This window comes from Phycicoccus jejuensis (assembly GCF_044797865.1).
GTDB classification, from domain to species: domain Bacteria; phylum Actinomycetota; class Actinomycetes; order Actinomycetales; family Dermatophilaceae; genus Phycicoccus; species Phycicoccus jejuensis.
This window is the reverse complement of sequence record NZ_CP085209.1, coordinates 1,571,370-1,598,311: the sequence shown is the minus strand read 5'-3', so window position 1 is coordinate 1,598,311 and position 26,942 is coordinate 1,571,370. Positions and strand designations below refer to the sequence as shown.

The following is a 26,942-nucleotide window of genomic DNA, read 5'->3' as shown; positions in this document are numbered from 1 at the left end:
CCCCGCGCTCCATCGGCGGCCGTCCGTGGCGCACCCGACGGTGGGGCCCGTGGCGCGGGAACGGGGGTGATCACCCCCGTTCCCGCGCCATCGGCCGCACTTCGAGCCGGTGCCGGCGACGCCTCGGCTATCCGCCGGACGCGTCGCGGAGGATGCCCCGGCCGGCCCGGCTGGGTGCATCGAGGGGGCGCAGGCGCCGGCCCCTCGGCATCGTCCGAGGTCAGCGCCCGCGGGTGGCGAGATGTGCCATCCCGGCGGGCCCCGGGTCATGCGGTGGTGCCCCCGTCCGACGGTGACCCGGCCCCACCGACCCCCGTACACTCCCGGGGTGAGCACGAGCACCGAGGTCGACCCGACAACGCGAGCCCGCGACATCCTCGGGGTCTCCCGCCTGACCAACTCCGCCCTGACCGGCTGGCTGCACGGCCTGCCGGGCGTCGACCAGGTCGGCTGCGAGGCCCGCGCGGCGGCGCTGTCGACCCGCTCGGTCAAGACCTCGAGCAAGGCGTGGGCCATCGACACCGCCATCTCGATGATCGACCTGACGACGCTCGAGGGCGCCGACACCCCGGGCAAGGTCCGCGGGCTCGCGACGCGCGCGCTCGTCCCGGACCCCAGCGACCCCAGCACGCCGAGCCCGGCCGCGGTCTGCGTCTACGGTGACATGGTCCCCTTCGCCCGGGAGGTCATCGGCGAGCGCGACGTGCGCATCGCCGCCGTGGCCACCGCGTTCCCGAGCGGCCGCGCGAGCCGCGCCGTCAAGCTCGCCGACACCCGGGACGCCGTGCAGAACGGCGCCGACGAGATCGACATGGTCATCGACCGCGGGGCCTTCCTCGCCGGCGACTACCTGTCGGTCTTCCGCGAGATCGCCGAGACCAAGGAGGCCTGCGGTGACGCGCGCCTCAAGGTCATCATGGAGACCGGCGAGCTCGTCACCTACGACAACGTCCGCCGCGCCTCGTGGCTCTCGATGCTCGCCGGCGGCGACTTCATCAAGACCTCGACCGGCAAGATCTCGCCGGCCGCGACGCTGCCGGTCACGCTCGTCATGCTCGAGGCCGTCCGTGACTGGCGCGACGCCACCGGTGAGCAGGTCGGCGTCAAGCCGGCCGGCGGCATCCGCACGAGCAAGGACGCCATCAAGTTCCTCGTCACCGTCAACGAGGTCGCCGGCGAGGACTGGCTGAGCAACGAGTGGTTCCGCTTCGGCGCCTCGAGCCTGCTCAACGACCTCGTCCTCCAGCGCCAGAAGATGACGACGGGCGCCTACTCCGGCGCCGACTACGTCGCCGACGACGCCCCCAGCGGCTACTGACCCGCCACCCCGACCGACCCAAGGACAGCAGCGAATGCCCACCTTCGAGTACGCGCCGGCCCCGGAGTCCCGGGCCGTCGTCGACATCGCCAGCAGCCACGGGCTGTTCATCGGCGGCGAGTTCGTCGAGGCCACCGGCGGCAAGCCGTTCAAGACGCTCAACCCCGCCACCGAGGAGGTCCTCTCGGAGGTCTCCGAGGCGACCGCGGACGACGTCGACGCCGCCGTCCGCGCGGCCCGCAGCGCCTACACCCGTGTCTGGTCGCGGATGAGCGGCGCCGACCGCGGCAAGTACCTCTACCGGATCGCCCGGATCATCCAGGAGCGCGCCCGCGAGCTCGCCGTCCTCGAGACGCTCGACAACGGCAAGCCGATCAAGGAGAGCCGCGACGTCGACATCCCCCTCGTCGCCGCGCACTTCTTCTACCACGCGGGCTGGGCCGACAAGCTGTCGTACGCCGCGCTCGGCGAGAACCCCCGGCCGGTCGGCGTCGTCGGCCAGGTCATCCCGTGGAACTTCCCGCTGCTCATGCTCGCGTGGAAGGTCGCGCCGGCGCTCGCGTGCGGCAACACGGTCGTGCTCAAGCCGGCCGAGACCACCCCGCTCACCGCGCTGCTCTTCGCCGAGATCTGCCAGCAGGCCGAGCTGCCCGCCGGTGTCGTCAACATCGTCACGGGCGCGGGCGCCACCGGGCAGGCCATCGTCGACCACCCGGGCATCGACAAGCTCGCGTTCACCGGCTCGACGGGCGTGGGCAAGATGATCGCCCGCTCCATCGCCGGCACCCGCAAGAAGGCGACCCTCGAGCTCGGCGGCAAGGGCGCGAACATCATCTTCGACGACGCCCCGGTCGACCAGGCGGTCGAGGGCATCGTCAACGGCATCTTCTTCAACCAGGGCCACGTCTGCTGCGCGGGTAGCCGGATCCTGGTGCAGGAGAACGTCGCCGACGAGGTCGTGCGTCGCCTCAAGCGCCGCCTCACGACGCTGCGCATCGGCGACCCGATGGACAAGAACACCGACGTGGGCGCCATCAACAGCCGCGCGCAGCTGCAGCGCATCGAGGAGCTGACGGCCGCCGGGTCGCAGGAGGGCCCCGAGCGCTGGGACTCCGGCTGCGAGCTGCCGAGCACCGGCTACTGGTTCCGCCCGACCGTGTTCACCGACGTGTCGCAGTCGCACCGGATCGCCCAGGAGGAGATCTTCGGGCCGGTCGTCTCGGTGCTGACCTTCCGCACCCCCGGCGAGGCGGTCGCCAAGGCGAACAACACGCCGTACGGCCTCTCGGCCGGCATCTGGACCGAGAAGGGCAGCCGCATCCTCTGGATGGCCGACCAGCTGCGCGCCGGTGTGGTGTGGGCCAACACGTTCAACAAGTTCGACCCGACCTCGCCCTTCGGCGGCTACAAGGAGTCGGGCTACGGCCGCGAGGGCGGCCGCCACGGCCTCGAGGCCTACGTCAAGACCGGGAGTGACCAGTGAGCGCGCGCGTGGACGTCCGCAAGACGTACAAGCTCTACATCGGCGGGAAGTTCCCCCGCTCCGAGAGCGGCCGCTCCTACGAGGTGCTCGCCGCGCCGACCGGCCGTCGCGCCACCCCGCGCTTCCTCGCCAACGCGGCGATGGGCTCGCGCAAGGACGCCCGCGACGCCGTCGTCGCCGCCCGCAAGGCGCAGCCCGGATGGGCCGGCGCCACCGCGTACAACCGCGGCCAGGTGCTCTACCGCGTCGCCGAGGTGATGGAGGGCCGCCGCGCGCAGCTCGTCCAGGACGTCCGCGACTGCGAGGGCCTGACGCCCGCGCGCGCCGAGGCCGTCGTCTCCGCCGCGATCGACCGGTGGGTCTGGTACGCCGGCTGGGCCGACAAGTACGCGCAGGTCCTCGGCGGGCTCAACCCGGTCGCCGGGCCGTACTTCGACATCTCCGCGCCGGAGCCCACCGGGGTCGTCGCGGTGCTCGCGCCCCAGGCGTCGTCGCTGCTCGGCCTCGTGTCGGTCGTGGCGCCGGTCGTCGTGTCCGGCAACACCTGCGTCGTCCTCGCCTCCGAGGACCGGCCGCTGCCGGCCATCGACCTCGCCGAGTGCCTCGCGACGTCCGACGTGCCGGGCGGTGTCGTCAACGTCGTCACCGGGCGGACCGCCGAGGTCGCGCCGTGGCTCGCCTCGCACCGCGACGTCAACGCCATCGACCTCACCGGCTCGGCGGACGCGGCCGGCGTGGAGTGGGGCGACCTCGAGCTCGCCGCCGCCGAGAACCTCAAGCGGGTGCTGCGCCCCGGCGGCTCCGGCCCCGAGGCGGTCGAGCCCGACTTCGACGCGGTGCCCGACCTCTCGCGCCTCACGGCGTTCCTCGAGACGAAGACGGTCTGGCACCCGAAGGGCCGCTGACCCTCGTCTCCTCCCCCGCCCCACCTTTTCGGGGTCACCCCGAAATGTCCACGAGACCCCGGATCCGTTCCGGGGTCTCGTGGACGTTCCGGGGTCTCGGAGCGTCAGATGCGTCCCTCGCTGCTCCGCGCCGGAAACCCGGTCGCCCCGACGCGTCGACCGCTCCTAGCCTGCCGGGATGCCGACACCGCTGCCGACCCCGACCCTGGAGACCGCCAGGCTGCGGCTGCGTCCCTTCCGCCCGGAGGATGCCGACGCGCTCTTCACCCTGATGAGCGACCCCGTCGTGCTGCGGTACTGGGACGCCCCGCCGTGGCGGGACCGCGAGCGGGCGCCGGCGTTCGTCCGGGCGTGCGAGCGGGTCGCCGAGAACGGCTCCGGCGCACGGCTCGTCGTCGAGCGTCGCTCCGACGGCTCCTTCGTCGGCTGGTGCGCTCTGACGCAGTACGACGCGGGGTACCGCAGCGCCGTCATCACCTACGTCCTGCGACAGGACGCCTGGGGGCAGGGCCTGGCCACCGAGGCCGGGAGCGCGCTGCTCGGCTGGGCCTTCGCGACCCTCGACCTCAACCGCGTCCAGGGCGAGGCCGACACGCGCAACCCGGCCTCCCGGCGCGTCCTCGAGAAGCTCGGCTTCGTCCACGAGGGCACGCTGCGCGAGGACTGCGTCGTCGACGGCGAGGTGTCGGACACGTGGGTCCTCGGCCTCCTGCGCCGCGACCGCGAGGCCACGCCGGCTCGACCCCGCGGCTGACCCGAGCAGCACCGCCCCCCGGTCAGCGACCGGTGGCGAAGGTCATCTCCCAGGAGTTCGCCTCGGCGCGCGGGACGAAGGTGACGAAGCGCTCGTTGCGGCCCTTGGACCAGGCGCCGGGGTCACCGTCGAACGCGAGGTCGAGGGTCACGAGGTAGCGGCGGCCGTCGGGCGTGCGCTCGGGGTCCTCGACCGAGACCAGCGTCCCCTTCGTGAGCTTCGGCGAGTCGTCGGACGTCGTGGCCTGCTCGTCGGGCGTGAGGAAGGTCGTGCTGGCGAGCACCGGCCCTTTGTCGCGCCACGCGGCGAGGTAGTCCGTGAGGATGCGCCGGGCCGTCGCCGCGTCCGGACCGTCGGAGTCCAGCGACCCGGTGACGACGGGCGTCGGCGACGCGGGCGTCGCTGACACCGACGTGGGCGCACCTCTGCCCGGAGCCGACGCGCTCGAGGACGGCGAGGGCGACGAGTCCGTGCCCGTGCACCCCGCGAGGAGCAGCACCGCCACCAGCCCGAAGACCCGCGTCCCTCGACCCATGTCGTTCCCTTCCCCTGCGTCGGGACCGACGGTACCGCCCGGCTGCGATCCGGCGCAGGCGGTCCCGCCCGACGGCGGCGTCGGGCCCTCCCCCGCGCGCCGTAGGATGGTGGCCCGTGGGTGAGCAGGACACGGACGCGCGGGACACGACGACCGACCGGCGCCGCGTCGTCGTCCTCGCCGGCCCCAGTGGAGCCGGCAAGTCCCGTCTCGCCGAGCGGCTCCACGCCCGCCGCGGCTGGCCGGTCTTCCGCCTCGACGACTTCTACCGCGACGGCGACGACCCCGCCGCGCCGCGCCATCCCACCCTCGGCATCGTCGACTGGGACCACCCCGACAGCTGGGACGCCGACCGCGCCGTCGCCGCCCTGCGCGAGCTCGTCGACACCGGGCGCACGCTGCTGCCGGTCTACGACATCTCGACGAGCCGGGCCACCGGGTCGCACGAGGTGACCGCCGGCCCGACCGACCTCGTCCTCGCCGAGGGCATCTTCGCCGCCGAGGTCGTCGCACGCCTCGAGGACGAGGGGATGCTCCACAGCGCGTGGTGCGTCCACCACCGACCGTCGGTCACGTTCGTCCGCCGCCTGCTGCGCGACCTCGGCGAGCGCCGCAAGCCGCCCACCGTCCTCGTGCGACGCGGCTGGCGGCTGATGCGGGAGGAGCCGGGGATCGTCCAGCGGCAGACCGCACTCGGGGCCGTGGGCTCTCGCGCAGCCGCCGTGGAGCGCACCCTCCTCGGCTAGGGTGGCGCCGTGAGCGTCGAGGGGGTCCGAGGATGACCGACCAGCCCTGGGTGGCGCCCGGGTCCGGGCCCGAACGACCCGACCCGACGGCCCCGCCGCCCCCGGGCGGATGGACGCAACCGGCCGTCCCGCCGACTCCCGGCGCGGCCCACCCCCCGCCTCCCGGCGCGGCCCACCCCCCGCCGCCCGTGGGGTCCGCTCCCCCGCCGGGATGGCAGCCGCCGGCCTACCGCACGGTCGACGTGCGGCCGGGCATCGTGCCGCTGCGCCCGCTCGGCCTCGGCGACGTCTACGGCGGCGTGCTCAAGGCCGTGCGCGGCAACCCCGCCGCGACGATCGGACTCGCCGCCCTCACGTGCTTCGCGCTGCTCCTGCCGACGACCGCTCTCGGCGCGTTCCTCGCCGGCCAGGCGTCCAGCGACCCCCTCGGCTCCTTCGCGGCCACCGACACGGTCCCGGACAACGCCGGGATCTCGCTCGTCGGCCAGTACCTGCCGACCATCGGCCAGCTGCTCTCCGCGGTCCTGCTCGCCGGGTTCCTCGCCCAGGTCGTCGGCCAGGCCGTCCTCGGCCGCAAGGTCGGGATGGGCGAGATCTGGCGCTCCACGCGCGGGCGCGTCCTGCCGCTGGTCGGGGTCGTCCTCCTCACGGGCATCCTGCTCCTCGTCGTCCTCGTCGTCGGCGTCGCGGGGGCCGTGGCGCTCGTCGTCGCGCTCGACCCGAGCGGCACCGGGGGCATCCTCGCGGCGATCGGCATCGTCCTGCTCGTCGGGCTCCTGACCGTCGCCCTGCTCGCGCTGCTCGCGACCCGATGGGCCTACGCCGCACCGGCGGTCGTCCTCGAGCGGATCGGGGTCATGGCCTCGCTCCGGCGCTCGTGGGGACTCGTCGGCGGTCCGTCGAAGGGCCCGTTCTGGCGCGTCTTCGGCATCCGCCTGCTCACCGCCGTCATCACCGGCGTCGCCTCCACCGTCATCACCTTCCCCATCTCCCTCCTCCTGCTCGGCGTCGTCGCGGCGACGACCATCGGCTCGGGCTCCTCCGACGGCGGCACGCTGCTCGTGGCGCAGACCCTCGTGAGCGGGCTGACGGCCCTGCTGACCGGGGCGCTGACGACACCGTTCAGCGCCGGGGTCGACGCGCTGCTGTACGTCGACGGGCGGATGCGCCTGGAGGGGCTCGACATCCAGCTCATCCAGAGCGCCCAGGGTGCCGCCGCCCCGCCGTGGCCCTCCACCTCGCCGTGACCCCCGCCGACGCCCCGCTCGACCCGAGCAACGAGCAGGCGCGCCGCTGGCTCGAGGAGGAGCTGACCGCCTCCCGGTACCACGCGCAGCCGAGCATCCTCGAGCGCCTCAACGAGCTCCTCGACCGGCTGCTCGACGCCCGCCCCGAGGGCGGCCTGCCGGGCGTCGCCGTGCCCATCGCCGTCGGGCTCGTCGTCGCGGTGCTGGCCCTCGTCCTCTGGCGGGTGCTGCGGCGCGACGTCGGGCGCAGCGCCGGCGGCGGGTCCTCGCGCGCCCTCGACGTCCCCGACGTCCCGGCGGCGACGCTGCGGGCGTCCGCCCGGGCGGCCCTCGAGCGCGGCGACCTCGACGCAGCGGTCCTCGACGGCGTGCGGGCGATCGCGCGAGCCGGGGTCGAGCGGGTGCTGCTCGACGACGCGCCCGGCCGGACGGCGCACGAGGTCGCGCAGCTGCTCGGCGTGCCCTTCCCCGGCGAGCACGCGACCCTCGCCGACGCCGCCGACGCCTTCGACGCCGTCCGGTACGGCGACCGCCGCGCCACCGCCGAGCAGGCCCGCGGCGTGCTCGATCTCGACGCGCGCCTGGCCGCCGCCCGCCCGGAGCGTCCGACGGTCCCGACCGACCCGCCCGCAGCGGCTCCCGCCCCGGAGCCGGTGCGATGAGCGTCGCCCCGGCCGGCGTCGATGCCGGCCGCGTCGGCCGGCGCACCCGCGACGTCGTCCTCTGGGTGATCGCCGTCGTGGTCGGCGGCGCCCTCCTGGCCGACGCGGCCGGCGGCCCCCCGCCCGAGGACCGGCTGCACCCCGACGGCACCGGGCAGGGCGGGACCCGGGCCCTCGTCGAGGTGCTGCGCGACCAGGGCATCGACGTCGAGGTCGTCACCTCGTCGCAGGAGGCCGTCGAGGCCACCGACGACGGCAGCACCGTCGTGGTCGGCAACTCCGACCTCCTGACCGACACCGCGGCCCGCCGGCTGCTCGAGGGCACCCGGGCCGCCGACCGCGTCGTCCTCCTCGACACCGCACCGGGCGTCCTCGACGCGCTCGGGCTCGGGGTCACGGCGCGCCCGGCCGACGGCCCGGCGACCGACCCGCAGTGCACGCTCCCGTGGGTCGGGCGCGAGGACCGCGTGAGCCGGACCGCGTGGGCGCTCGTCCCGGTCGACGGCCGCGAGCTGCCGCCCGGGGTCGTCGGGTGCTGGCCCACGCCGGATGACGGCGACGGCCCCACGGCGTACGCGGCGGTCGACGTCCCCGCCACCGACACGCACGCGCCGGTCACCGTCGTCGGCTTCCCCGACGCCGCCACGAACCGCTTCGTCACCGAGGACGACGACGCCGGGCTGATGCTCCGGCTGCTCGGCGCGTCCCCGCGCCTCGTCTGGTACCACCCGGGCGCCGAGGACGCGACGGCCAACCCGTCGACCGACGACTCGTCGGTGTGGCCGGAGTGGGTCGGCCCGGGCCTGCTCCTCGCCGGCCTGGCGTTCGTCGCCTTCGCCGTGGCCCGTGGACGCCGGCTCGGCCGCCTCGTGCCCGAGCCGCTGCCCGTCGTCGTGCGCGCCGCCGAGACGACCGAGAGCCGCGCCGAGCTCTACCGCGCCTCGGGCGACCGGGTGCGCGCCGCCCGGGTGCTCCGCCAGGCCACGGGTGCCCGGCTCGCCGTCCGCCTCGGGCTGTCCGCCCGCACCCCGGCGGACGAGCTCGTGCCCGCCGTCGCCGCGGCCGCCGGGATGCCGGCCACCGAGGTCGACGCGCTCCTGCGCTCCCCCGCCCCGCTCGACGAGGTCGGCCTCGTCGCCCTCGCCCAGCAGCTCGCCCATCTCGAGGAGAAGGTCCGCACGTCATGACAGACACCCCCAGCACGCCCGCCCCGCAGGCCGCCGACGCGCGCGCGGCCCTCGTCCGGGTCCGCGAGGAGGTCGCCAAGGCCGTCGTCGGGCAGGACGCCGCCGTCGCCGGGATGCTCGTCGCGCTGCTCTGCCGCGGGCACATCCTCCTCGAGGGCGTCCCCGGCGTCGCGAAGACGCTGCTCGTGCGCAGCCTCGCCGCGTCGCTCGACGTCGGGACCAAGCGCGTCCAGTTCACGCCGGACCTCATGCCGGGCGACCTCACCGGCTCGCTCGTCTACGACAGCCGCGCGAGCGACTTCGAGTTCCGTCCCGGCCCGGTCTTCACGAACCTCATGCTCGCCGACGAGATCAACCGGACGCCGCCCAAGACGCAGTCGGCCCTGCTCGAGGCGATGGAGGAGCGGCAGGTCACGGTCGACGGCACGCCGCACCCGCTGCCCTCCCCCTTCCTCGTCGCCGCCACCCAGAACCCCGTCGAGTACGAGGGCACCTACCCGCTGCCCGAGGCCCAGCTCGACCGCTTCCTCCTCAAGGTCGTCCTGCCCGTGCCGGAGCGCGACGACGAGGTGTCGGTCCTGCGCCGGCACGCGTCGGGCTTCGACCCGCGCGACCTCGCCGGCGCCGGCCTTCGCCCGGTCGCCACGGCCGCCGACGTCGAGGCCGGGGCGGCCGCCGTCCGCGAGGTCGAGGTGTCGGACGAGGTGCTCGGCTACGTCGTCGACATCGCACGGGCCACCCGCACCTCCCCCTCGCTGGCGCTGGGTGTCTCGCCGCGTGGCGCGACGGCCCTGCTCGCGACGAGCCGGGCCTGGGCGTGGCTGAGCGGTCGTGGCTACGTCACCCCCGACGACGTCAAGGCCCTCGCGGTCGCGACGCTCGCGCACCGCCTCATGCTGCGCCCCGAGGCCGAGCTCGAGGGCACGTCGGTGACGTCGGTCCTGCACGGCGTCCTCGCGTCGGTGCCCGTGCCGCGCTGATGGCCCTGACGACGCGCGCCGCCGCGCTGCTCCTCCTCGGCCTCGTCCCCGTCGGGCTGCGGCCCGAGGGGTCGACGGTCGCGCTGTGGACGCTCGTGTGGCTCGTGCTCGTCGGCCTCGACCTCGCCCTCGCGGCCACCCCGAGCGCCCTGCGGCTGACCCGCGAGGACCCCGCCCTCCAGGTCCGGCTCGGCGAGTCGACGACCACCGGGGTGCTCGTCGAGAACACCGGACGACGGCGGGCGCGCGGGTTGCTCCGTGACGGGTGGCCGCCCTCGGCCGGCTCGTCCCCGTCCCGTCATCCGCTCGACGTGCCGTCCGGCGAGGTGCGGCGCGTCTCGACGCGGCTGACGCCGACGCGGCGCGGTGACCGGCGGGCCGACCGCGTGACGGTGCGGCTCCTCGGGCCGCTGGGCCTCGCGGGACGGCAGCGGTCGGTCGATGCCCCCGCCCGGCTGCGCGCGCTGCACGCGTTCCCGTCGCGCAAGCACCTGCCGAGCCGGCTCGCCGTGCTGCGCGAGCTCGACGGGCGGGCGGCCGTGCGCACCCGGGGGCAGGGCACCGAGTTCGACAGCCTGCGCGAGTACGTCGACGGCGACGACGTCCGCTCCATCGACTGGCGGGCCACCGCGCGCCGCCAGCACCTCGTCGTGCGCACCTGGCAGCCCGAGCAGCACCGGCGCATCGTCATCGTCGTCGACACCGGCCGCACGAGCGCCGGCCGGGTCGGTGAGGCGCCACGCCTGGACGCCGCGATGGATGCCGCCCTCCTGCTCACCGCGCTCGCGGGGCACGCGCGCGACCGGGTGCAGGTCGTCGCCGGCGACCGTCGCATCCGGACCCGGGTCAGCGGCGCGGACCGTGCCGGCCTGCTGCACGACGTCATCTCCGCGATGACCCCGATCGACCCCGAGGTCGTCGAGACCGACTGGGGCGTCCTCGCCGCCGAGGTGACGCGCTCGACGCACCGCTCGCTCGTCGTCCTCCTGACGCCGCTCGAGGCGGCGGCGATCGAGGAGGGGCTCATCCCCGTGCTGCCGGCGCTCGTCGCGCACCACCGGGTCGTCGTCGCGTCCGTGGCGGACCCCGCCCTCGACGCGATGCGCGTTGCGCGCGACGGGTCCGAGGAGGTGTGGGGCGCGGTCGCCGCCGAGCGCACGGTGTCGTTGCGGCGGCAGGCCTCGGATGCCCTCGGCCGGCTCGGGGTCGACGTCCTCGACGCGACGCCGGAGGACCTGCCGGTGCGCCTCGCCGACCACTACCTCGCGCTCAAGCGCGAGGGGCTGCTCTGAGGAACCGGTCCGTCCACCCGTCCGTGTCCACGCCTGTCGCAGAGCGGTTTTCCACAGTGAGGTAGGACGGCAGCCGTCGTCCACAGGTGCCCGTCCTGACCTGATGTCCTGTCGGTGTCCGGTGACAGGATGGTCACATGTCAACGGGGACAGCCGAACTCGAGGAGCGCCGCTCCCGGCTCGAGGCTGCCCGGGACGCCCTGACCGGGCTCGACGAGGTCCTGACCGGAGCGTGCGGGGACGGGTTGGGTGAGCTGATGGAGCTCCTCGACGAGGTCGCCGCCCGCGCCTCCGCGGCGCGCGTCGTGGTCGCGCTGGAGGCCGTGCGGCGCGGGGAGGTCGCCGGGTCCGCCACCCACGCCTGGATCCGGCAGCACGCCCCCTCCCTGCGGCAGTCCGGCGCCGCGGCCGTGGCCCGGATCGTCGTCGACGTCGCCGCCGGCGACACCCCCACCCAGCGCCACGACCCCGACCCGAACACCGCCCTCGGCGTCGTCTGGACCGCCGTCCACGACGCGCAGGTCGAGGCGCACACCGGGTGCGCCGTGCTGCGCGAGGCCACCCGCCTGGCACCCCTGCTGGAGCCCGCTGCCCTGCCGACCGCGACCGCCGGGCTGGTCGCCCTGGCCGCCGAGCACGGACCCGCCGTGATGCGCCGCCTGCGACCCCGGCTGCTGGCCGAGCACGGCCACGACGACGCCCTGCAGGACCTCCACACCCGCCTGGCCACCGCCGCCCGCCTGTCCATGCCCCACATCGAGCCCGCGGACCTGACCGAGTACCAGCTGTGGATGACCCCCGAACAGGCCGCCACCCTCGAAGCCGCCATCGGACCCCTGTCCGCCCCCGCCCCCAACGAGGCCACCGGGGAGCCCGACCTGCGCCCCGCCGGCCAACGCCGCGTCGAAGCCCTGACCGCCGTGTGTGCCACCGCCACCACCCTGCACACCGGCACCCACGACACCGACCGCGGCCCCGACACCACCCTCCACCTCACCATCCCCCTGACCGACCTCACGAGCGGGACGACCCCAAACCCCGACGAGCTGATGGCCAACCTGACCGGCGGCGTCCGCTCCTCCGCGACGGCGCCTGTCAAAGGGCCGTCGACCGCGCGCGGCGCCGGGACCGTGCTGGCCACCACCGCCGACGGCACCCTCCTGCCCCCCGAGACCGTCCGCCGCCTCGGCTGCGACGCCGGCCTCCTGATCCACCTGCTCGGCGCCCGCGGCGAACCCCTCACCCTCACCCGCATCCTGCGCCTCTACACCCGCGGACAACGCCGCCACCTCCTCCTGCGCGACCGCGGCTGCACCTACCCCGGCTGCACCGCCCCCGCCGCCTGGACCCGCGCCCACCACGTCCACCACTGGGCCGACGGCGGCCCCACCGACACCACCAACGCCGCCCTCCTCTGCCCCCGCCACCACACCCACGTCCACCACCGCCGCCTCTGGGCCACCGTCCGAGCACACCCAGACGACCACGGCCACCACGTCGCCTGGGACCTCACCCCCGGCTCCTACGACCGACACCTCGCCACCCTCCGCCACCCACCCGACCACCGCGCCAGCCCCGCCGCCTGACGAGCCGACCGTCGCCGGAGGAGCGACCCCGGTCGGGTTGCCGACCCTGCGGTCCCGTCAACCGCGGGAGCCAGTGCCCCACGATGCCCAGGCGTGGGCGGTCAGTGACCGGTGGGGTCGGGGCTCCCGCCTGTCGCTCCTGCGCCGTCGGTGGCCGAGAAAGCAGGGTGCCTCGTGCCGACGTCGCGCGCGGTCGACAGGTGCCCGCCGAGGTAGGCCGCGGCCCCCATGGCCGCCGCCCCGGCGACCGCGAGCAGCGCTCCCTGCGTGTGCCGCCCGCGCCGCCGGGAGAGGTAGGAGGCGCCGTACAGCCCGATCGCGGCGCCGTTGGTCACCGCGTGCACCAGCCCGACCCGCTGCTCGCGCGGCCCGGAGCCAGACCACTCGGCCCAGCCGGTCCATGCCGTCGGGCCGACCGAGACAAGACCGACCCCGACGAGGGTGCGCGCCGCCCCACGGGTGTCGTCCCCACCGACGGCGTCGAGCACGGAGGCCGACGTCCACGTGCCGATCACGACGTCGGTGAGCAGGGGGTGCAGCGCGTGGCCGAGCCACTCACCCCGCAGCAGCCGCCCGCGCCGGCCGGTGGCGAAGGCCGCCCCGACGACCGGCGCGACCGCGGCCACCGCGCGGTCCAGGCTCTCGGCCTCCTCCAGGCGCAGCATCGCCGACACCTGCGGCGGCAGCTTCTCGACCGAGCTCATGGGGTCCCCTCTCGACGGTGACGACGCGTGGGTCGCCTACCCGCTCGATGCTCCCCACAACCGCATCCCCCGTCAACGCCCCGCGCCGCGGGCGGCAGCGGGCGCTGCATCGCGCGTCAGGCGGCGACGCGCACCGAGTCGCCGAGGTCGCGCGAGGCGACGTCGCCCGAGGCACCCCGCGCGGCAGCGGCGCGTCCGACCACGAACACGTAGAGGACGAACGCCGTCTCGGCGAGCAGGCCGATGGCGATGCGTGCCCACGTCGGCAGTCCCGACGGCGTGACGAACCCCTCGATGACGCCACTGACGAACAGCACGGCGACGAGCCCGAGCGCGACACCCGTCCCGGTGCGCGCCTCCCGCGCCAGTGACCGCCCTCGGGGCAGCCCGCCGGGACTGACCCACGACCAGAAGATCCGCAGCCCGACGGCGCCGGCGACGAAGACGGCCGTCAGCTCGAGCAGCCCGTGCGGGAGGATCAGCCCGAAGAACAGCGCGGTGCGGTCGTTGTAGGCCATGAGCGCCCCGGAGATGCCGACGTTGAGCACGTTGTTCGCGAGGATGTAGATGACCGGGAGCCCGAGGACGCCGAGCGCGATGACCAGCGCCGACACCCAGGCGTTGTTCGTCCAGACGAGCCCGGTGAAGTCCAGGTGGGCGTACTCGCTGTAGTAGTTCTCGAAGTCGGTGTCGACGAACTGCGAGACCTCCTCGGGCGTCATCGTCCGGGTCCACACCTGCGGGTGGCGATAGGCGTACCACCCGACGAGGAAGGCGATCCCGACGTTGACGAGCGCGGTCGTCACCCACCACCACCGCAGCCGGTAGAGCGCGGCGGGGAACGTCGTCGTGAAGAACGTGATCGGCGTGCGCCACCAGGTCCCGCGGCGGCTCGACGTCGCGAACCGCGCCCGCGCGACGAGGGAGGAGAGGTGGGCGACGAGCGAGGGGTCCGGGCTCGCCGAGCGGACGACCGAGAGGTGTGTCGAGACGCGCTGGTAGAGGTCGAGCAGCTCGTCGGCCTCGGCGCCGGTGTGCCGACGCTGCCCCACGAGCGTCTCGAGCCGGTTCCACTGCGCCTGGTGGGCGGCCACGTAGGCGTCGAGGTCCACGGGCTCAGCCTAGGCGACCGCGCGCGTCGGCCCACCCGGTTAGCCTGTGCCCGTGAGCAGCAGCGAGCAGACGGGCTACCGCGCGTACGCGAGCGAGGACGTCGTGACGGGCGAGGGCGTCGCCGTCGAGCTGCCCGTCGCCGGCACCCTCGTCCGGGCCGCCAGCGGGCTCATCGACGTCGTCGTGACGGTCGTGCTGCTCATCGCGATCGGCTTCGGCGTCGGCTGGCTCGTCGCCAACGCGAGCACCGCGGTCGCCACCGCCCTCGGGCTCGTCGCCACCGTCGCCGTGCTCGTCGGCTTCCCGACGGCGATAGAGACCCTCACCCGCGGACGCACGCTCGGCAAGCTGGCGCTGGGCCTGCGCACCGTGCGCGACGACGGCGGGCCCATCACCGTCCGCCACGCCCTGACCCGCGCGCTCGTCGGGGTCGTCGAGCTGTGGACCCCGCCGTTCCTCGGCGTCCCCGCGCTCGTGTCGTCGGTGGTCAGCGCCCGCAGCAAGCGGCTCGGCGACTACGCCGCCGGCACCTACGTCGTCACCCAGCGCAGCCGGATGCGCCTGCTGCCGCCGCCCGAGATGCCGCCGCCGCTCGCCGCCTGGGCCGGCGCCGCTGACGTCGCGGCGCTCCCGGCCGGGCTGACGGTCGCCGTGCGCCAGTTCCTCGCCCGCTCGGGCAGCCTGACCCCGGCCTCGCGCGAGCCGATGGCCCGCGAGCTGCTCACCGACGTGCTGCGCTTCGTCGCGCCCGCCCCGCCGGCCGGCTTCCACCCCGAGTACGTGCTCTCCGCCGTCATCGCCGAGCGCCGCCGGCGCGACACCGAGCGCCTCGCCCGCGAGGACGCCCTGCGCCGGCGCGTCGTCGGCGCCGACCCGCTCGCCTGACCCCGACTTCTTGCCAGTGGAGGGGCGTCAGGCACCGAGGGCGGCGTACCCCGGCTTGACGACGTGCTCGATCAGCTCGAGCCGCTCGTCGAACGGCAGGAACGAGGACTTAAGGGCGTTGATGGTCACCCAGCGCAGGTCCTCGAGGGTCCACCCGGCCTCGTCGACGAGCAGCTGCATCTCGCGCGACATCGACGTGCCGCTCATCAGCCGGTTGTCGGTGTTCACCGTCACCCGGAAGCGCAGACCCTTGAGCAGAGTGATCGGGTGCGCGGCGATCGACTCCGCCGCCCCCGTCTGCAGGTTCGAGGACGGGCACATCTCGAGCGGGATGCGCCGGTCGCGGACGTACGCGGCGAGCCGGCCGAGCGAGACCGCGCCTCCGTCGAGGACCTCGACGTCGTCAACGATGCGCACGCCGTGCCCGAGCCGGTCGGCGCCGCACCACTGGATCGCCTCCCAGATCGACGGCAGCCCGAAGGCCTCGCCCGCGTGGATCGTGAAGTGCGCGTTCTCGCGGCGCAGGTACTCGAACGCGTCGAGGTGCCGGGTGGGAGGGAACCCGGCCTCGGCCCCGGCGATGTCGAACCCGCCGACGCCGTGGTCGCGGTGGGCGACGGCCAGCTCGGCGATCTCGCGGGAGCGCGCGGCGTGCCGCATCGCCGTCAGCAGCGCGACCATCCGGATGGGGGTGCCGGCGGCCGCGGCCTCCGCCTCGCCCTCGCGGAAGCCGGCGAGCACCGCCTGGACGACCCCCTCGAGCGAGAGCCCGCCCTCGATGTGCAGCTCGGGCGCGAAGCGCGACTCGGCGTAGACGACACCGTCGGCGGCGAGGTCGAGCGCGCACTCGCGGGCGACGCGGGTCAGCTGCTCGCGCGTCTGCATGACGGCGACGGTGTGCGAGAACGTCTCGAGGTAGCGCTCGAGCGAGCCCGAGTCGGCGGCGTCGCGGAACCAGCGGCCGAGCTCCTCGGGGTCGGTCGTCGGCAGCCCGTCGTAGCCGGAGGCCGCGGCGAGCTCGACCACGGTCGAGGGGCGCAGGCCGCCGTCGAGGTGGTCGTGCAGGAGGGCCTTCGGGGCGCGGCGGACGACCTCCGCGGTCGGGGCGGCGGTGGTCATCAGGCGATCCGGTCGATGACGACGGAGTCGAGGGTCTGCGCGGTGCCGCCGTCGACGACGTCGATGCCGCCCTCGAGCGCCTCCTCGGCGCGGGCGAACCGCTCCGGGGTGTCGGTGTGCAGCGTGAGCAGCACGTCGCCCTCGCGGACGGTGTCGCCGGGCTTGGCGTGGATCTCGACGCCGGCGCCCGCCTGCACCGGGTCTTCCTTGCGCGCACGGCCGGCGCCGAGGCGCCAGGCCGCGACACCGACGGCGTAGGCGTCGAGGCGGGTCAGCGTGCCCGACGCGGTGGCCTTCACCTCGTGGGTGTGCGCGGCGGTCGGGAGCGCGGCGTCGGGATCACCACCCTGGGCGGCGATCATCCGGCGCCAGACGTCCATCGCGCGCCCGTCGGACAGCGCCGCGCGGACGTCCTGGCCGCCGCGACCGGCGGCCTCGAGCATCTCCTCGGCCAGGCGGACGGTCAGCTCGACGACGTCCTCGGGCCCGCCACCGGCGAGCACCTCGACCGACTCACGGACCTCGAGCGCGTTGCCGGCGGTGAGGCCGAGCGGGGTCGACATGTCGGTGAGCAGCGCGACCGTCGTGACGCCCGCGTCGGTGCCGAGGTCGACCATCGTGCGGGCGAGCTCGGTCGCGTTCTCGCGGGTCTTCATGAACGCCCCCGAGCCGACCTTGACGTCGAGGACGAGCGCGCCCGTGCCCTCGGCGATCTTCTTGCTCATGATCGACGACGCGATGAGCGGGATGGCCTCGACCGTGCCGGTGACGTCACGCAGCGCGTAGAGCTTCTTGTCGGCGGGCGCCAGGCCGGAGCCGGCGGCGCAGATGACGGCGCCGATGTCGTCGAGCTGACGCATCATCGCCTCGTTCGTCAGGCCCGCCTGCCAGCCGGCGACCGACTCGAGCTTGTCGAGCGTGCCGCCGGTGTGGCCGAGGCCGCGCCCGGACAGCTGCGGCACCGCGACGTCGAAGACGGCGACGAGCGGCGCGAGCGGGAGCGTGATCTTGTCGCCGACGCCGCCGGTGGAGTGCTTGTCGGCGGTCGGGCGCGAGAGGGACGAGAAGTCCATCCGCTCACCGCTGGCGATCATCGCGGTGGTCCAGGTGGAGATCTCGCGGCGGGTCATCCCGTTGAGGAGGATGGCCATCGCGAGCGAGCTCATCTGCTCCTCGGCGACGACCCCGCGGGTGTACGCGTCGACGACCCAGCGGATCTCGTCGTCGGAGAGCTCGCGGCGGTCGCGCTTGTGGACGATGACGTCGACGGCGTCGAAGGCTTCGGTCATCCGCCCATCATGGCAGGCGCGCGCGGCACTCCAGAACGCCCCCGGACCACCACCGCGGGACCACCACGTCGTCGAGATCTGCCGTCCCGCGGACGGTCGACGGTCAGGGGCGCCGGGTGGCGAGGTCGTCGGGGCCGAAGGCCTGCGGCAGCACCTCGCGCATCGTCAGGACGCCCTCCGGCGTCTGCAGCAGGGTGTCCGCAGTTCCGTTCTCCCACAACAGCTGTCGGCACCGGCCGCACGGCATGAGGGTGTCGCCGCGGCCGTCGACGCACCAGACGGCCGTCAGCTTGCCACCACCGGTCGCGTGCAGCGTCGACACCATGCCGCACTCGGCGCAGAGCGTGACGCCGTAGCCGGCGTTCTCGACGTTGCAGCCGGACACCATCCGGCCGTCGTCGACCCACCCGGCGACCCCGACGGGGAACTCGCTGTAGGGGCAGTACGCGAGGGTCGTCATCCGGACGGCCTCGACGCGCAGGGCCTCCCAGTCGACCTCGGCAGCGGTCACGACTCCTCCTTCGGGGCCTGGCGCCGGGCGTCGAGGCCGCGGACGACCGCGGCGGTCGCGAGCAGCCGCGCGCCGAGGGCGATCGCCCGCTCGTCGACGACGAGGTCGCCCTGGTGCAGGTCGTAGGTGGGACCACCCGGCGTGCGGGTGCCCAGGCGGGCCATCGCGCCGGCCGCGTGGTCGAGGTACCAGGCGAAGTCCTCGCCGCCGAGCGACTGCGCGGTGGGCACCGGCGTCAGCCGGCCGGCGAGCGCACCGCGGCGCAGGGCCGAGATGCCGTCGGCCGTGTTGACGACCGGTGGCACGCCCTTGACCCGCTCGACCTGCGCCTTGACGCCGTACGGCTGGACGACGCCGTGGACGATCTCCTCGAGCAGCGGACCGACGGTGTGCCACGACTCGGCGTCGAGCATCCGCAGGGTGCCGCGGCACTCGCCCGAGGACGGGATGACGTTGGCGACCCGGCCGGCCTGCACGCTGCCCCACACGAGGGCCGCGCCGGTGCGCGGGTCGAGGCGGCGGCCGAGGACGGCCGGCACGTCGGTGATGACCTTGGCGAGCGCGAAGACGAGGTCCTCGGTCAGCTGCGGCCGCGAGGTGTGCCCGCCCCGCCCGTGCAGCGTGATGTGCACCTGGTCCGCGGCAGCGGTGAGCGCCCCCTCGCGCAGCCCGACCTGGCCGACGTCGATGCTCGGGTCGCAGTGGACGGCGAAGACGGAGTCGACCCCCTCGAGGGCGCCGGCCGTGATGGCGTCGAGCGCGCCGCCGGGCATGACCTCCTCGGCGGCCTGGAAGACGGCGCGGACGGCGATCCCGCGGTCGGCGAGCGCGTCCTCGACCTCGTGCAGGGCGAGCACCGCACCGACGAGGGCGGCGGTGTGCACGTCGTGGCCGCAGGCGTGGCACACGCCCTCGGTGCGCGAGCCGAACTCGAGGCCGGAGCGTTCGCGGACGGGCAGGGCGTCCATGTCGGCGCGCAGCGCGATGCGGTGCACGGGCTCGGCCGCGCCGAGGTCGGCGAGGACGCCGGTGCCGGGGAGCAGCCGGACGGCGACGCCGGCGGAGTCGAGCCGCCGCGCCACGGACTGGGTCGTGCGCGTCTCCTCGCGGGACAGCTCGGGGTGGGCGTGGAGGTCGCGCCGGATCTCGATGAGCTCGGGTGCAAGCGAGGTGATGCGTTCGCCGAGGGCGGCGAGGAGGGCATCGTCGTTCATCAGAGGACCGACTGTACCGCCGCGGACCTCGCCGCCCGGACCGAACCCGCCGAACCGCCGCGACGGTCCCGACCCGCGGGACGCGACGGCGTCCCGTTCGAGGACGAGCACGACGGCGCCGGCGGCGCCACCCACCCCTCAGACCGGAGGCGTCGTCCGGCGTGCCTTGTACTCGTCCCAGCGGGAGGCCATCTGCTCCATCTCGGCCATGACGAACTCGAGGAACTCGACCGAGAGCTGCATCCGCTCCCCCGCGCGGGTTCCTCCGCCGACGGCATCCCGGGCCGCGGTCAGCGCGACGACGAGCGGCCCGTAGAGGCTCTCCTTCTGGACCATGACGTCGTGCCATGCGTCGTCCTGGACGACGTAGACGTCCCGACGGCTCCCCCGCTCGCGCTCGCGCCGGACCATCCGGACCGAGGTGAGGAAGCGGACGGCGCCGGACACCGCCGCGGGGCTGAGGCCCAGCAGCTCGACCAGCTCGGCGGAGGTGAGCCGGCCGTCCTCGGACGCGAGCAACGCGGCGAAGACCCGCGCCGGCTGGAGCTGCATCCCCAGCGACGCGAGGGTCCCACCGACCTGCTCGACGACCGCGGCGTCCGGGAGGTCGCGCCCGGGGCTCGTGGGGTGGGAGGTCGCCATGCGGCGCACATTACAACATTCACAACATTGTGAAACCGGAGTAGCGTGGACGACGTGACCACCGCCATCGACGTCGTCGGGCTGCGCAAGTCCTTCGGCCGCACCACCGCCCTCGACGGCCTCGACCTCACCGTGCGCGAGGGCGAGGTCCACGGCTTCCTCGGCCCCAACGGGTCCGGCAAGTCCACGACGCTGCGCATCCTCCTCGGGCTCCTGCGCGCCGACGACGGCCGCGCCACCGTGCTCGGGCGTGACCCCTGGGCCGACAGCACCGAGCTGCACCGCAGCCTCGCCTACGTCCCCGGCGACGTCGTGCTCTGGCCGACGCTGACCGGCGGCGAGACCATCGACCTGCTCGGCCGGCTGCGGGGCGGCCTCGACGAGGACCGCCGCCGACGCCTCGTCGACGCCTTCGAGCTCGACGAGACGAAGAAGGGCAAGGCCTACAGCAAGGGCAACCGCCAGAAGGTCGCCCTCGTCGCCGCGCTGGCGAGCGAGGCGCCGCTCCTCGTCCTCGACGAGCCGACCGCCGGGCTCGACCCGCTGATGGAGCAGGTCTTCCAGGAGGAGCTCGCCGGTCTGCGCGAGCGCGGCCGCACCGTCCTGCTGTCGAGCCACGTGCTGAGCGAGGTCGAGCGCGCCTGCGAGCGCGTGAGCATCGTGCGGGCCGGGCGCGTCGTCGACTCCGGCACCCTCACCGAGCTGCGCCACCTGACCCGCACGACCGTCCAGGCCGAGCTGCGCGAGGTGCCGACGGCGGCGGAGGTCGGCGCGTGGCCGGGCACCCACGACGTCTCCGTCGAGGGCTCGACCCTGCGCCTGACGGTCGACCCCGACCACCTCGACGCGCTCGTCGCCGCCCTCGCGCCGCGCGGGGTCACCGGGCTGACCTGCCGGCCCCCGACGCTGGAGGAGCTCTTCCTCGCCCGCTACCGGACCGAGGCGCACCGGGAGGAGGTGCCGGCATGACCATGCGGCTGGCCGGTCTCGGCCGCTTGCTGCGGCTCGCGCTGCGCCGCGACCGGGTGATCCTCCCCGCGAGCGTCCTCGGCCTCGTCCTGCTCTCCGTGGGTTCCGCGCAGGCCACGCTCGAGCTCTTCCCCGACGACGCCTCCGCGGTCGCGGGCCTCGGCGACCTCGTCGGCAACCCGGCCGTCGTCGCCATGTACGGCCCGATCAGCGCCGCGGACGCCGACGCGCTCGCCGTCTTCAAGACCGTGATGATGGGCGCCGTCCTCGTCGCGGTGCTCGCGGTCGTCCTCGTGCGCCGGCACACCCGGACCGAGGAGGAGGAGGGCCGCCTCGAGCTCGTGGGCGCGGGCGCGGTGGGGCGCTGGGCGCCGCTCGCGGCGGGGATCCTCGTCGCGCTGCTCGGTGTCGTCGCGGCGAGCGGCCTGTCGTCCCTCGGCCTCGCCTCGCTCGGGATGGACCCGGCGGGGTCGGTGGCCTTCGGGGTCGCCTGGGGGACAGCAGGGTTCGCCTGGGTCGGCATCACCGCGGCGGCCGTCCAGCTGGCCTCGACGACGCGCGGGGCCGGCGGGCTGGCCTTCGGCACGCTCGGTGCCGCCTTCGTCCTGCGGGCGGCCGCGGACTCGGTCGACGACGGCGTCGTCCACGCCCTCGGATGGGCCTCCCCGCTCGGCTGGGCCGGACGGGTCGAGCCGTACGGACCGGACCGGACGTGGGTCCTCCTGCTGGGCCTCGCGGTGCTCGTCGCGGGGGTGGCGACCGGGCTGGCCGTGCTCGGCCGGCGCGACCTCGGCGCGGGCGTGCTCCCGGCCCGGCTCGGCCCGGCCCGGGCTGCCCGCAGCCTCACGGGTCCGTTCGCCCTCGTCTCCCGCCTCGCGACCGGGACGGTCACCGGCTGGGTCGTCGGGATGCTCGTCGGTGGCGTCGTCCTCGGGTCGCTGCTCGGGGCGGTCGGCGACCTCACCTCCAACCCCGCGATGGCCCGCTTCCTCGAGGCCCTCGGCGGGTCCGCCGGCACCGTCGAGGACATCTACCTCGCGAGCGAGACGCGCTTCGTCGCCGTCGCCGTCGCCGCGGCCGGGGTCGCCCTCGTCCTGCGGCTCGGCGCCTCGGAGCGGTCGGGCCTCGGGGAGTCGGTGCTCGCGACGGGGACGAGCCGCCTGCGCTGGTACGGCGCGCACGTCCTCGTCGCCGTGCTGGCGACGACCCTCTTCCTCCTCGTCATCGGGGCGACCGTCGGTGTCGTCGGCTCCCTCGCGAGCAGCAGCGCCCCGGGCTTCTGGGCGACGCTCGGCGCGTTCGCCGCCACGCTCCCCGCGGTGTGGGTCCTCGTCGGGGTGGCCGGCCTGCTCGTCGGCGCCCGCCCCCGCCTCGCGCCGCTGGCCTGGGCCCTCCTCCTCGTCGGGTTCGTCGTCGGGGAGCTCGGGCCGACGATGGACCTGCCGGGCTGGCTCGTCGACGTCTCGCCCTTCGCGCACCTCGGACAGCTGCCCGGCGGGGACTTCGCGGCCCTCGCCGCGGCCGTGATGACGCTCGCGGCCGCGGGCCTCACGGCGGCCGGGGCGCTCGCCTACGGTCGGCGCGACGTCGCCTGAGCGCGAGCGACCCCGCCCGGCGGGGTGCCGGACGGGGTCGCTCCGCGAGGTCGTCGTCGCCGCGGTACGAGGTCAGTCGGTCGTCACGCGCACCCGGGTGTGCAGGGTGTCGCCCTCCGGCCACATCGACATCCCGACGGCCGAGAGCGGCTCGAGGTTCTTCGCCACCTCCGGCTCGTCGGCAGCGAGCCGGGCGAGCCAGCCGTCGCGACCGTCGACGTCGAGGTAGAACGCCGCGGCGGCCGTGTCGGCGTGCGGCACGACGGAGCGGAAGGCCGCCCGGCTGCCGAGCGAGCCGCCCGTGGCGACGCTCGTCCGGTAGTCGGCGTCCGGGCCGACGACGACGGTGCGGTCGCCCTCGCGGGTCGTCGCGAGCAGCTCGCCGACGCTGGGGTCGAGCGACCCGAGCCGGCCGAGGACGTCCTCGATGCCGGCCGCGTCGCCGGTGACCTTGGCCGCCACCGGCAGGGCGCCGGGACCGGCGGTGTCGAGAGCCGCCGGGTCGAAGCCCGGGCCGAGCGAGAGCACGGTGCTCGTGCCGAAGAGCGTCTCGAGGTCACCCGGGAGCTCGAGGCCGGTCGCCTCCTCGATGGCGGAGTACAGCTCCTCGACGTCCGCGCCCGACTGCGCCGACATCCGGGCGGCCTGCGCCTCGAACCACCCCTGGCCGGGGCTCACGGCGAGCGCCGCGAGCGTGTCGTCGGGCAGCGAGGCCATCGACGTCCCCGCCCCGGACCCGAGCATCGTCCGGGTCGCGTCGTCCAGGCCGCTCACGCCCTCGAGCTCGAACCCGCCGTCCGCGAAGCGCAGGGTCATCGCACCGCCGACGAACTCGTCGTCCTGTGCGGTGGCCGACTCGAGGGCCGACAGGTCCTCGCCGAGGTCGAGCGACCCGACGAGCGAGCGGATCTGGCTGCCCGGCTTCGGGGCGAGGTACATCGTCAGGAGGCCCTGCTCACCGACGGCGCCGGTCCACTCGGCCCAGTCGCGCGACCCGGCGAGGGTGGTCTTCGCGGCGGCGTCGGCGACGCGCGTCGCGGTGTCGGCGTCCCGGGCCACGTAGGCCCAGCCGTCGCGCACGATCCACGTCGGGGTCAGGCCGTCGGTCTTCGCCGCGTCCTGGTGCTCGGAGCAGGCGAGAAGCTTGAGCATCCCGGCGCCGGCGGCCTCGTCGTCGGTGACCTGGACGACGCCGACCGGCACGGAGTCCTCGCCGACGGTGACGCCGGCGACGGCCGCGCGCTGCCCGAGCCACGGGGTGACGTCGCGCGCGGGGTCGAGGTTCGCGCACTCGTCGTCGGAGAGGACGAGGTCGGTGAGCGTCGTGCCGAGGTCGGACTTCTCGGACACGCCCTTCGAGGACAGCCCGGGGAACTTCGAGAGCGTGCGGAGGGCCTCGACCTTCTGGCTCGCGCCGGGGTCGAGGTCGACGGCGGCGTACGCGAACGTCGTGCCGGGCAGGACGTCGGCGGGTCGCTCGCCTCCCCCACCGAGCGCGGTCCACGCCCAGGCGCCGGCGCCACCGACGACGACGAGCGCGGCGATGCCGCCGACCGCGAGCCCGCGCCCGAGGCCGCGGCGCGCGCCGGGCTGCTCGGTGACGACGTTGTCGGCGGAGGCGCCGGCGGCATCGGACGGCTCGACGGCTCCGTACGCGGGAGGGTCGAAGGGCGGCTCGGGGCCGCGCAGCGGGCCGGACGGCGGGACGGACGACGACATGGGACTCCCCCTCGGTGGGCATCCCGGGGGATGCGGGCTCGGCGGCGCGACCGCTCGCCGCGGCCGCACCGGAGCGCACCCTAGCGGCGGGGGGCGACAGGGGGAGAGCACTTCGGCCGCGTCTCCGCCGAACGGGTGACGCGGGGGTCAGAGCAGGTCGGTGCGGCCCTCGGCACGCAGCACGTCGACGACCGCCTTGACCTCCTGGGCCCGGGCCCGGGTCGTCACGAGGAGGGCGTCCGGGGTGTCGACGACGACGACGTCGTCGAGCCCGACGACCGCGACCCGCCGGGCGCCGCCCGGCACGACGACCCCCGAGCCGTCGAGGACGGTGACGTCCGAGCGGTCCCCGAGGACGGCCGTACCGTCCGGCGCCGGCAGCAGGGCCGAGAGGCTCGCGAAGTCGCCCACGTCGTCCCACCCGAAGGGCGCCGGCACGACGACGACCCGGCCGGCCGCCGCGGCCGGCTCGGCGACGGCGTGGTCGATGGCGATGCGCGTCAGGCCGGGCCACACGTCGTCGAGACGGCTCGGTGCGGCCGCGATCTCGCGCAGCCCGGCGGCGAGGTCGGGGTGCCACTGCGCGAGCAGGTCGAGCAGGACCGAGGCCCGGACGACGAACATCCCCGCGTTCCAACGGAACTCGCCGGAGTCGACGTAGGCCCGGGCGCGCTCGGCATCCGGCTTCTCGACGAACTCGACGGCGTGCAGGGCCGTCGGGAAGCCGGCGAGCGGCTCACCCGCCCGGATGTACCCGAAGCCGGTGGCCGGGTGCGTCGGCTCGACCCCGAGCGTCACGAGGTGCCCGTCGCGCGCGACGTCGACCGCCTCGCGGACCGCCGTCCGGAAGGCGTCGGCGTCGGGGATGACGTGGTCGGCGGCGAAGGACCCGATGACGGCGTCGGGGTCGGTGCGCTCGACGACGGCGGCGGCGAGGCCGATGGCGGCCATCGAGTCACGTGGCGCGGGCTCGGCGAGGACGCGACCGGCCGGGAGCTCCGGCAGCTGGGCGCGGACGGCGTCGGCGTGCGCGGCGCCGGTGACGACGACGGCGTGGTCGCCGGTGAGGGGGGCCAGCCGGTCGAGCGTCGCCTGGAGCAGCGAGCGGCCGCCGCCGGTCAGGTCGAGGAGGAACTTCGGGTGGCCGGCGCGGCTCAGCGGCCACAGACGGGTGCCGGCGCCCCCGGCCGGGACGACGGCCCAGAACCCCTCGATCTCCGGCATGGCCCGAGGGTATCCGGTCACCCGCTCGTCACCGGATCCCGACCCGGCCGTCGTCGGCCCGTCGCCCGGCGGGGGGACGCTGGGGGTCGTGCGCATCGTCGTCGTCACCGAGTCCTTCCTCCCGACCCTCAACGGCGTGACCACCTCGGTCTGCCGGGTCGTCGAGTGCCTCGCCGCGCAGGGGCACCGCGTCTCCGTCGTCTGCCCGCGGCCCGCGCCCGCGGAGCACGCCGGCGTGCCGGTGCACGCCGTCCCGTCGGTGTCGGTCCGGGCCTTCCCCACCGGCCTGCCGTCCGGCGCCGTGCGGGACGTGCTCGAGGAGCTGCGGCCGGACGTCGTGCACATCGCCTCCCCGTTCGTCCTCGGGGCCCGCGCGCTGCGCGAGACCGCGCGCCTGGGCAGCCCGTCCGTGGCCGTCTACCAGACGGACATGCCGAGCTACCTGGCGCAGCACGCGCCCCGCCCGGTCGGGCCCGGTGCCTCGCAGGCCGCGTGGCGCTGGGTGCGTCGCGTCCACGGCCTCGCCGACCTGACGCTCGCGCCGTCACGACACACGATGGCCGAGCTCGCCGCGCACGGGGTGCCCCGGACGGCCCGGTGGGGACGGGGCGTCGACGCCCGGCTCTTCCACCCCGGCCGCCGCGACGCCGTCGCGTCCGCCCGGCGCGAGCTGGCCCCCGACGGGGAGGTCGTCGTCGGCTACGTCGGCCGGCTGGCCCCCGAGAAGGAGCTGGACCGGCTGGCCGACGTCGCGCGGGTGCCGGGCGTGCGCCTCGTCCTCGTCGGCGACGGCCCGGACCGCGCCCGCACGGCCGCGCTGCTCGCCGAGGCGGTGGCGAGCACCCCCGGTCGCCCGAACCGGCCGCCGGTCCTGCTCGGCGCGCGCTCCGGCGAGGCCCTGGCCGACGCCTACGGGCTGCTCGACGTGTTCGTCCACACGGGGACCCGCGAGACGTTCTGGCAGACCCTCCAGGAGGCGCACGCGAGCGGGCTGCCGGTCGTCGCGCCGGCGCGGGGCGGGCCGCTCGACCTCGTCGAGCACGGGCGCACCGGGCTGCTCGTCGACCCCGACCGGCCGGGCGCCCTCGCCGCCGCGGTGGCCGCGCTCGTCGCCGACCCGGCCCTGCGCGCACGGATGGGCCGCGCCGGCCGGGCGTCGGTCGAGGGACGCACCTGGGCCGGCGTCACCGCGGAGCTCGTCGGCCACTACGAGGGGGCGGTCGACGCCCGGTGGAGCCGCCGCGGCCGTCGGGCCGCCTGAGC

General features: G+C 75.4%; 25 protein-coding genes. 15 read left to right on the top strand and 10 right to left on the bottom strand.

The features are described 5' to 3' along the window. Positions 1 to 268: 268 nt before the first annotated feature. From deoC to LG324_RS07510, 4 genes are all read left to right on the top strand, one after another. Positions 269 to 1,318: a deoxyribose-phosphate aldolase gene (gene deoC, locus LG324_RS07525; RefSeq protein ID WP_404352784.1), complete on the top strand. Its 1,050-nt coding sequence runs from the start codon at positions 269 to 271 to the stop codon at positions 1,316 to 1,318. 34 nt (positions 1,319 to 1,352) lie between these two features. Further along, the gene (locus tag LG324_RS07520; protein WP_404352782.1) at positions 1,353 to 2,801 is read left to right on the top strand and encodes an aldehyde dehydrogenase family protein; all 1,449 of its coding nucleotides are present in this window, start codon (positions 1,353 to 1,355) and stop codon (positions 2,799 to 2,801) included. Further along, on the top strand, positions 2,798 to 3,706 hold the full coding sequence (locus LG324_RS07515; protein WP_404352781.1) for an aldehyde dehydrogenase family protein: 909 nt from the start codon (positions 2,798 to 2,800) through the stop codon (positions 3,704 to 3,706). Before LG324_RS07520 ends, LG324_RS07515 begins: the two co-directional genes overlap by 4 nt. A 178-nt stretch (positions 3,707 to 3,884) precedes the next feature. Continuing rightward, positions 3,885 to 4,460: a GNAT family N-acetyltransferase gene (locus LG324_RS07510; RefSeq protein ID WP_404352779.1), complete on the top strand. Its 576-nt coding sequence runs from the start codon at positions 3,885 to 3,887 to the stop codon at positions 4,458 to 4,460. A 22-nt stretch (positions 4,461 to 4,482) separates the two neighbouring features. Here the strand turns inward: LG324_RS07510 and LG324_RS07505 are convergent, their stop codons facing one another. Next, positions 4,483 to 4,869, bottom strand: a complete 387-nt coding sequence (locus LG324_RS07505) for a hypothetical protein (RefSeq protein WP_404352778.1) — start codon at positions 4,867 to 4,869, stop codon at positions 4,483 to 4,485. Positions 4,870 to 5,111: 242 nt separating this feature from the next. On the opposite strand from LG324_RS07505, the gene LG324_RS07500 reads away from it, so the two are divergent. The 7 genes from LG324_RS07500 (at position 5,112) to LG324_RS07470 (ending at position 12,695) form a co-directional block, all read left to right on the top strand. Continuing rightward, the gene (locus LG324_RS07500) at positions 5,112 to 5,741 is read left to right on the top strand and encodes a uridine kinase (RefSeq protein WP_404352777.1); all 630 of its coding nucleotides are present in this window, start codon (positions 5,112 to 5,114) and stop codon (positions 5,739 to 5,741) included. Between the two features lie 188 nt (positions 5,742 to 5,929). After that, on the top strand, positions 5,930 to 6,988 hold the full coding sequence (locus LG324_RS07495; protein WP_404352776.1) for a hypothetical protein: 1,059 nt from the start codon (positions 5,930 to 5,932) through the stop codon (positions 6,986 to 6,988). Next, entirely contained in the window at positions 6,967 to 7,650 is a 684-nt protein-coding gene (locus LG324_RS07490) for a DUF4129 domain-containing protein (RefSeq protein WP_404352775.1), read from the top strand. The genes LG324_RS07495 and LG324_RS07490 overlap by 22 nt, the downstream gene beginning before the upstream one ends. Beyond that, entirely contained in the window at positions 7,647 to 8,837 is a 1,191-nt protein-coding gene (locus LG324_RS07485) for a DUF4350 domain-containing protein (protein ID WP_404352774.1), read from the top strand. Before LG324_RS07490 ends, LG324_RS07485 begins: the two co-directional genes overlap by 4 nt. Continuing rightward, the gene (locus tag LG324_RS07480) at positions 8,834 to 9,817 is read left to right on the top strand and encodes a MoxR family ATPase (RefSeq protein ID WP_030527721.1); all 984 of its coding nucleotides are present in this window, start codon (positions 8,834 to 8,836) and stop codon (positions 9,815 to 9,817) included. Before LG324_RS07485 ends, LG324_RS07480 begins: the two co-directional genes overlap by 4 nt. Beyond that, positions 9,817 to 11,109 (top strand): DUF58 domain-containing protein, encoded by a 1,293-nt coding sequence (locus tag LG324_RS07475; protein ID WP_404352773.1) that lies wholly within the window; start codon positions 9,817 to 9,819, stop codon positions 11,107 to 11,109. The genes LG324_RS07480 and LG324_RS07475 overlap by 1 nt, the downstream gene beginning before the upstream one ends. A 137-nt stretch (positions 11,110 to 11,246) precedes the next feature. Continuing rightward, entirely contained in the window at positions 11,247 to 12,695 is a 1,449-nt protein-coding gene (locus LG324_RS07470; RefSeq protein ID WP_404352772.1) for an HNH endonuclease, read from the top strand. Between the two features lie 101 nt (positions 12,696 to 12,796). Here LG324_RS07470 and LG324_RS07465 read toward each other — a convergent pair whose 3' ends face one another. Together LG324_RS07465 and LG324_RS07460 are read right to left on the bottom strand one after the other, a co-directional pair. Further along, positions 12,797 to 13,399 carry a DUF2231 domain-containing protein gene (locus tag LG324_RS07465; protein WP_404352771.1) on the bottom strand — a complete coding sequence of 201 codons (603 nt, stop codon included), beginning with the start codon at positions 13,397 to 13,399 and terminating at the stop codon, positions 12,797 to 12,799. A gap of 116 nt (positions 13,400 to 13,515) precedes the next feature. Then, entirely contained in the window at positions 13,516 to 14,511 is a 996-nt protein-coding gene (locus tag LG324_RS07460) for a stage II sporulation protein M (RefSeq protein WP_404352770.1), read from the bottom strand. A gap of 52 nt (positions 14,512 to 14,563) precedes the next feature. Here LG324_RS07460 and LG324_RS07455 point away from each other — a divergent pair, with 52 nt between their 5' ends. Next, entirely contained in the window at positions 14,564 to 15,397 is an 834-nt protein-coding gene (locus tag LG324_RS07455) for an RDD family protein (protein WP_404352769.1), read from the top strand. 27 nt (positions 15,398 to 15,424) lie between these two features. On the opposite strand, the gene LG324_RS07450 is transcribed toward LG324_RS07455, so the two are convergent. From LG324_RS07450 to LG324_RS07430, 5 genes are all read right to left on the bottom strand, one after another. Then, a complete protein-coding gene (locus LG324_RS07450) occupies positions 15,425 to 16,516 on the bottom strand; it encodes an adenosine deaminase (RefSeq protein ID WP_404352768.1) in 1,092 nt (363 codons plus the stop codon). Beyond that, a complete protein-coding gene (locus LG324_RS07445; RefSeq protein ID WP_404352767.1) occupies positions 16,516 to 17,805 on the bottom strand; it encodes a thymidine phosphorylase in 1,290 nt (429 codons plus the stop codon). Before LG324_RS07445 ends, LG324_RS07450 begins: the two co-directional genes overlap by 1 nt. A 103-nt stretch (positions 17,806 to 17,908) precedes the next feature. Continuing rightward, positions 17,909 to 18,316 carry a cytidine deaminase gene (locus tag LG324_RS07440; protein ID WP_404352766.1) on the bottom strand — a complete coding sequence of 136 codons (408 nt, stop codon included), beginning with the start codon at positions 18,314 to 18,316 and terminating at the stop codon, positions 17,909 to 17,911. After that, the gene (locus LG324_RS07435; protein ID WP_404352765.1) at positions 18,313 to 19,530 is read right to left on the bottom strand and encodes an amidohydrolase; all 1,218 of its coding nucleotides are present in this window, start codon (positions 19,528 to 19,530) and stop codon (positions 18,313 to 18,315) included. Before LG324_RS07435 ends, LG324_RS07440 begins: the two co-directional genes overlap by 4 nt. A 138-nt stretch (positions 19,531 to 19,668) precedes the next feature. Then, complete coding sequence (locus LG324_RS07430; protein WP_404352764.1) at positions 19,669 to 20,172, bottom strand: GbsR/MarR family transcriptional regulator; 504 nt, start codon at positions 20,170 to 20,172, stop codon at positions 19,669 to 19,671. A 54-nt stretch (positions 20,173 to 20,226) separates the two neighbouring features. Between LG324_RS07430 and LG324_RS07425 the strand changes: the two genes are divergently transcribed. Beyond that, complete coding sequence (locus LG324_RS07425; protein ID WP_404352762.1) at positions 20,227 to 21,141, top strand: ATP-binding cassette domain-containing protein; 915 nt, start codon at positions 20,227 to 20,229, stop codon at positions 21,139 to 21,141. Next, positions 21,138 to 22,736 (top strand): ABC transporter permease, encoded by a 1,599-nt coding sequence (locus LG324_RS07420; RefSeq protein ID WP_404352761.1) that lies wholly within the window; start codon positions 21,138 to 21,140, stop codon positions 22,734 to 22,736. Before LG324_RS07425 ends, LG324_RS07420 begins: the two co-directional genes overlap by 4 nt. Before the next feature lie 72 nt (positions 22,737 to 22,808). Here LG324_RS07420 and LG324_RS07415 read toward each other — a convergent pair whose 3' ends face one another. Together LG324_RS07415 and LG324_RS07410 are read right to left on the bottom strand one after the other, a co-directional pair. Next, entirely contained in the window at positions 22,809 to 24,455 is a 1,647-nt protein-coding gene (locus LG324_RS07415; protein ID WP_404352760.1) for a hypothetical protein, read from the bottom strand. 147 nt (positions 24,456 to 24,602) lie between these two features. Further along, complete coding sequence (locus LG324_RS07410) at positions 24,603 to 25,679, bottom strand: mannose-1-phosphate guanylyltransferase (protein WP_030528719.1); 1,077 nt, start codon at positions 25,677 to 25,679, stop codon at positions 24,603 to 24,605. On the opposite strand from LG324_RS07410, the gene LG324_RS07405 reads away from it, so the two are divergent. Further along, entirely contained in the window at positions 25,678 to 26,940 is a 1,263-nt protein-coding gene (locus tag LG324_RS07405) for a glycosyltransferase family 4 protein (RefSeq protein ID WP_404352759.1), read from the top strand. The two genes, LG324_RS07410 and LG324_RS07405, sit on opposite strands and share 2 nt — an antisense overlap. The last annotated feature ends 2 nt before the right edge of the window (positions 26,941 to 26,942 follow it).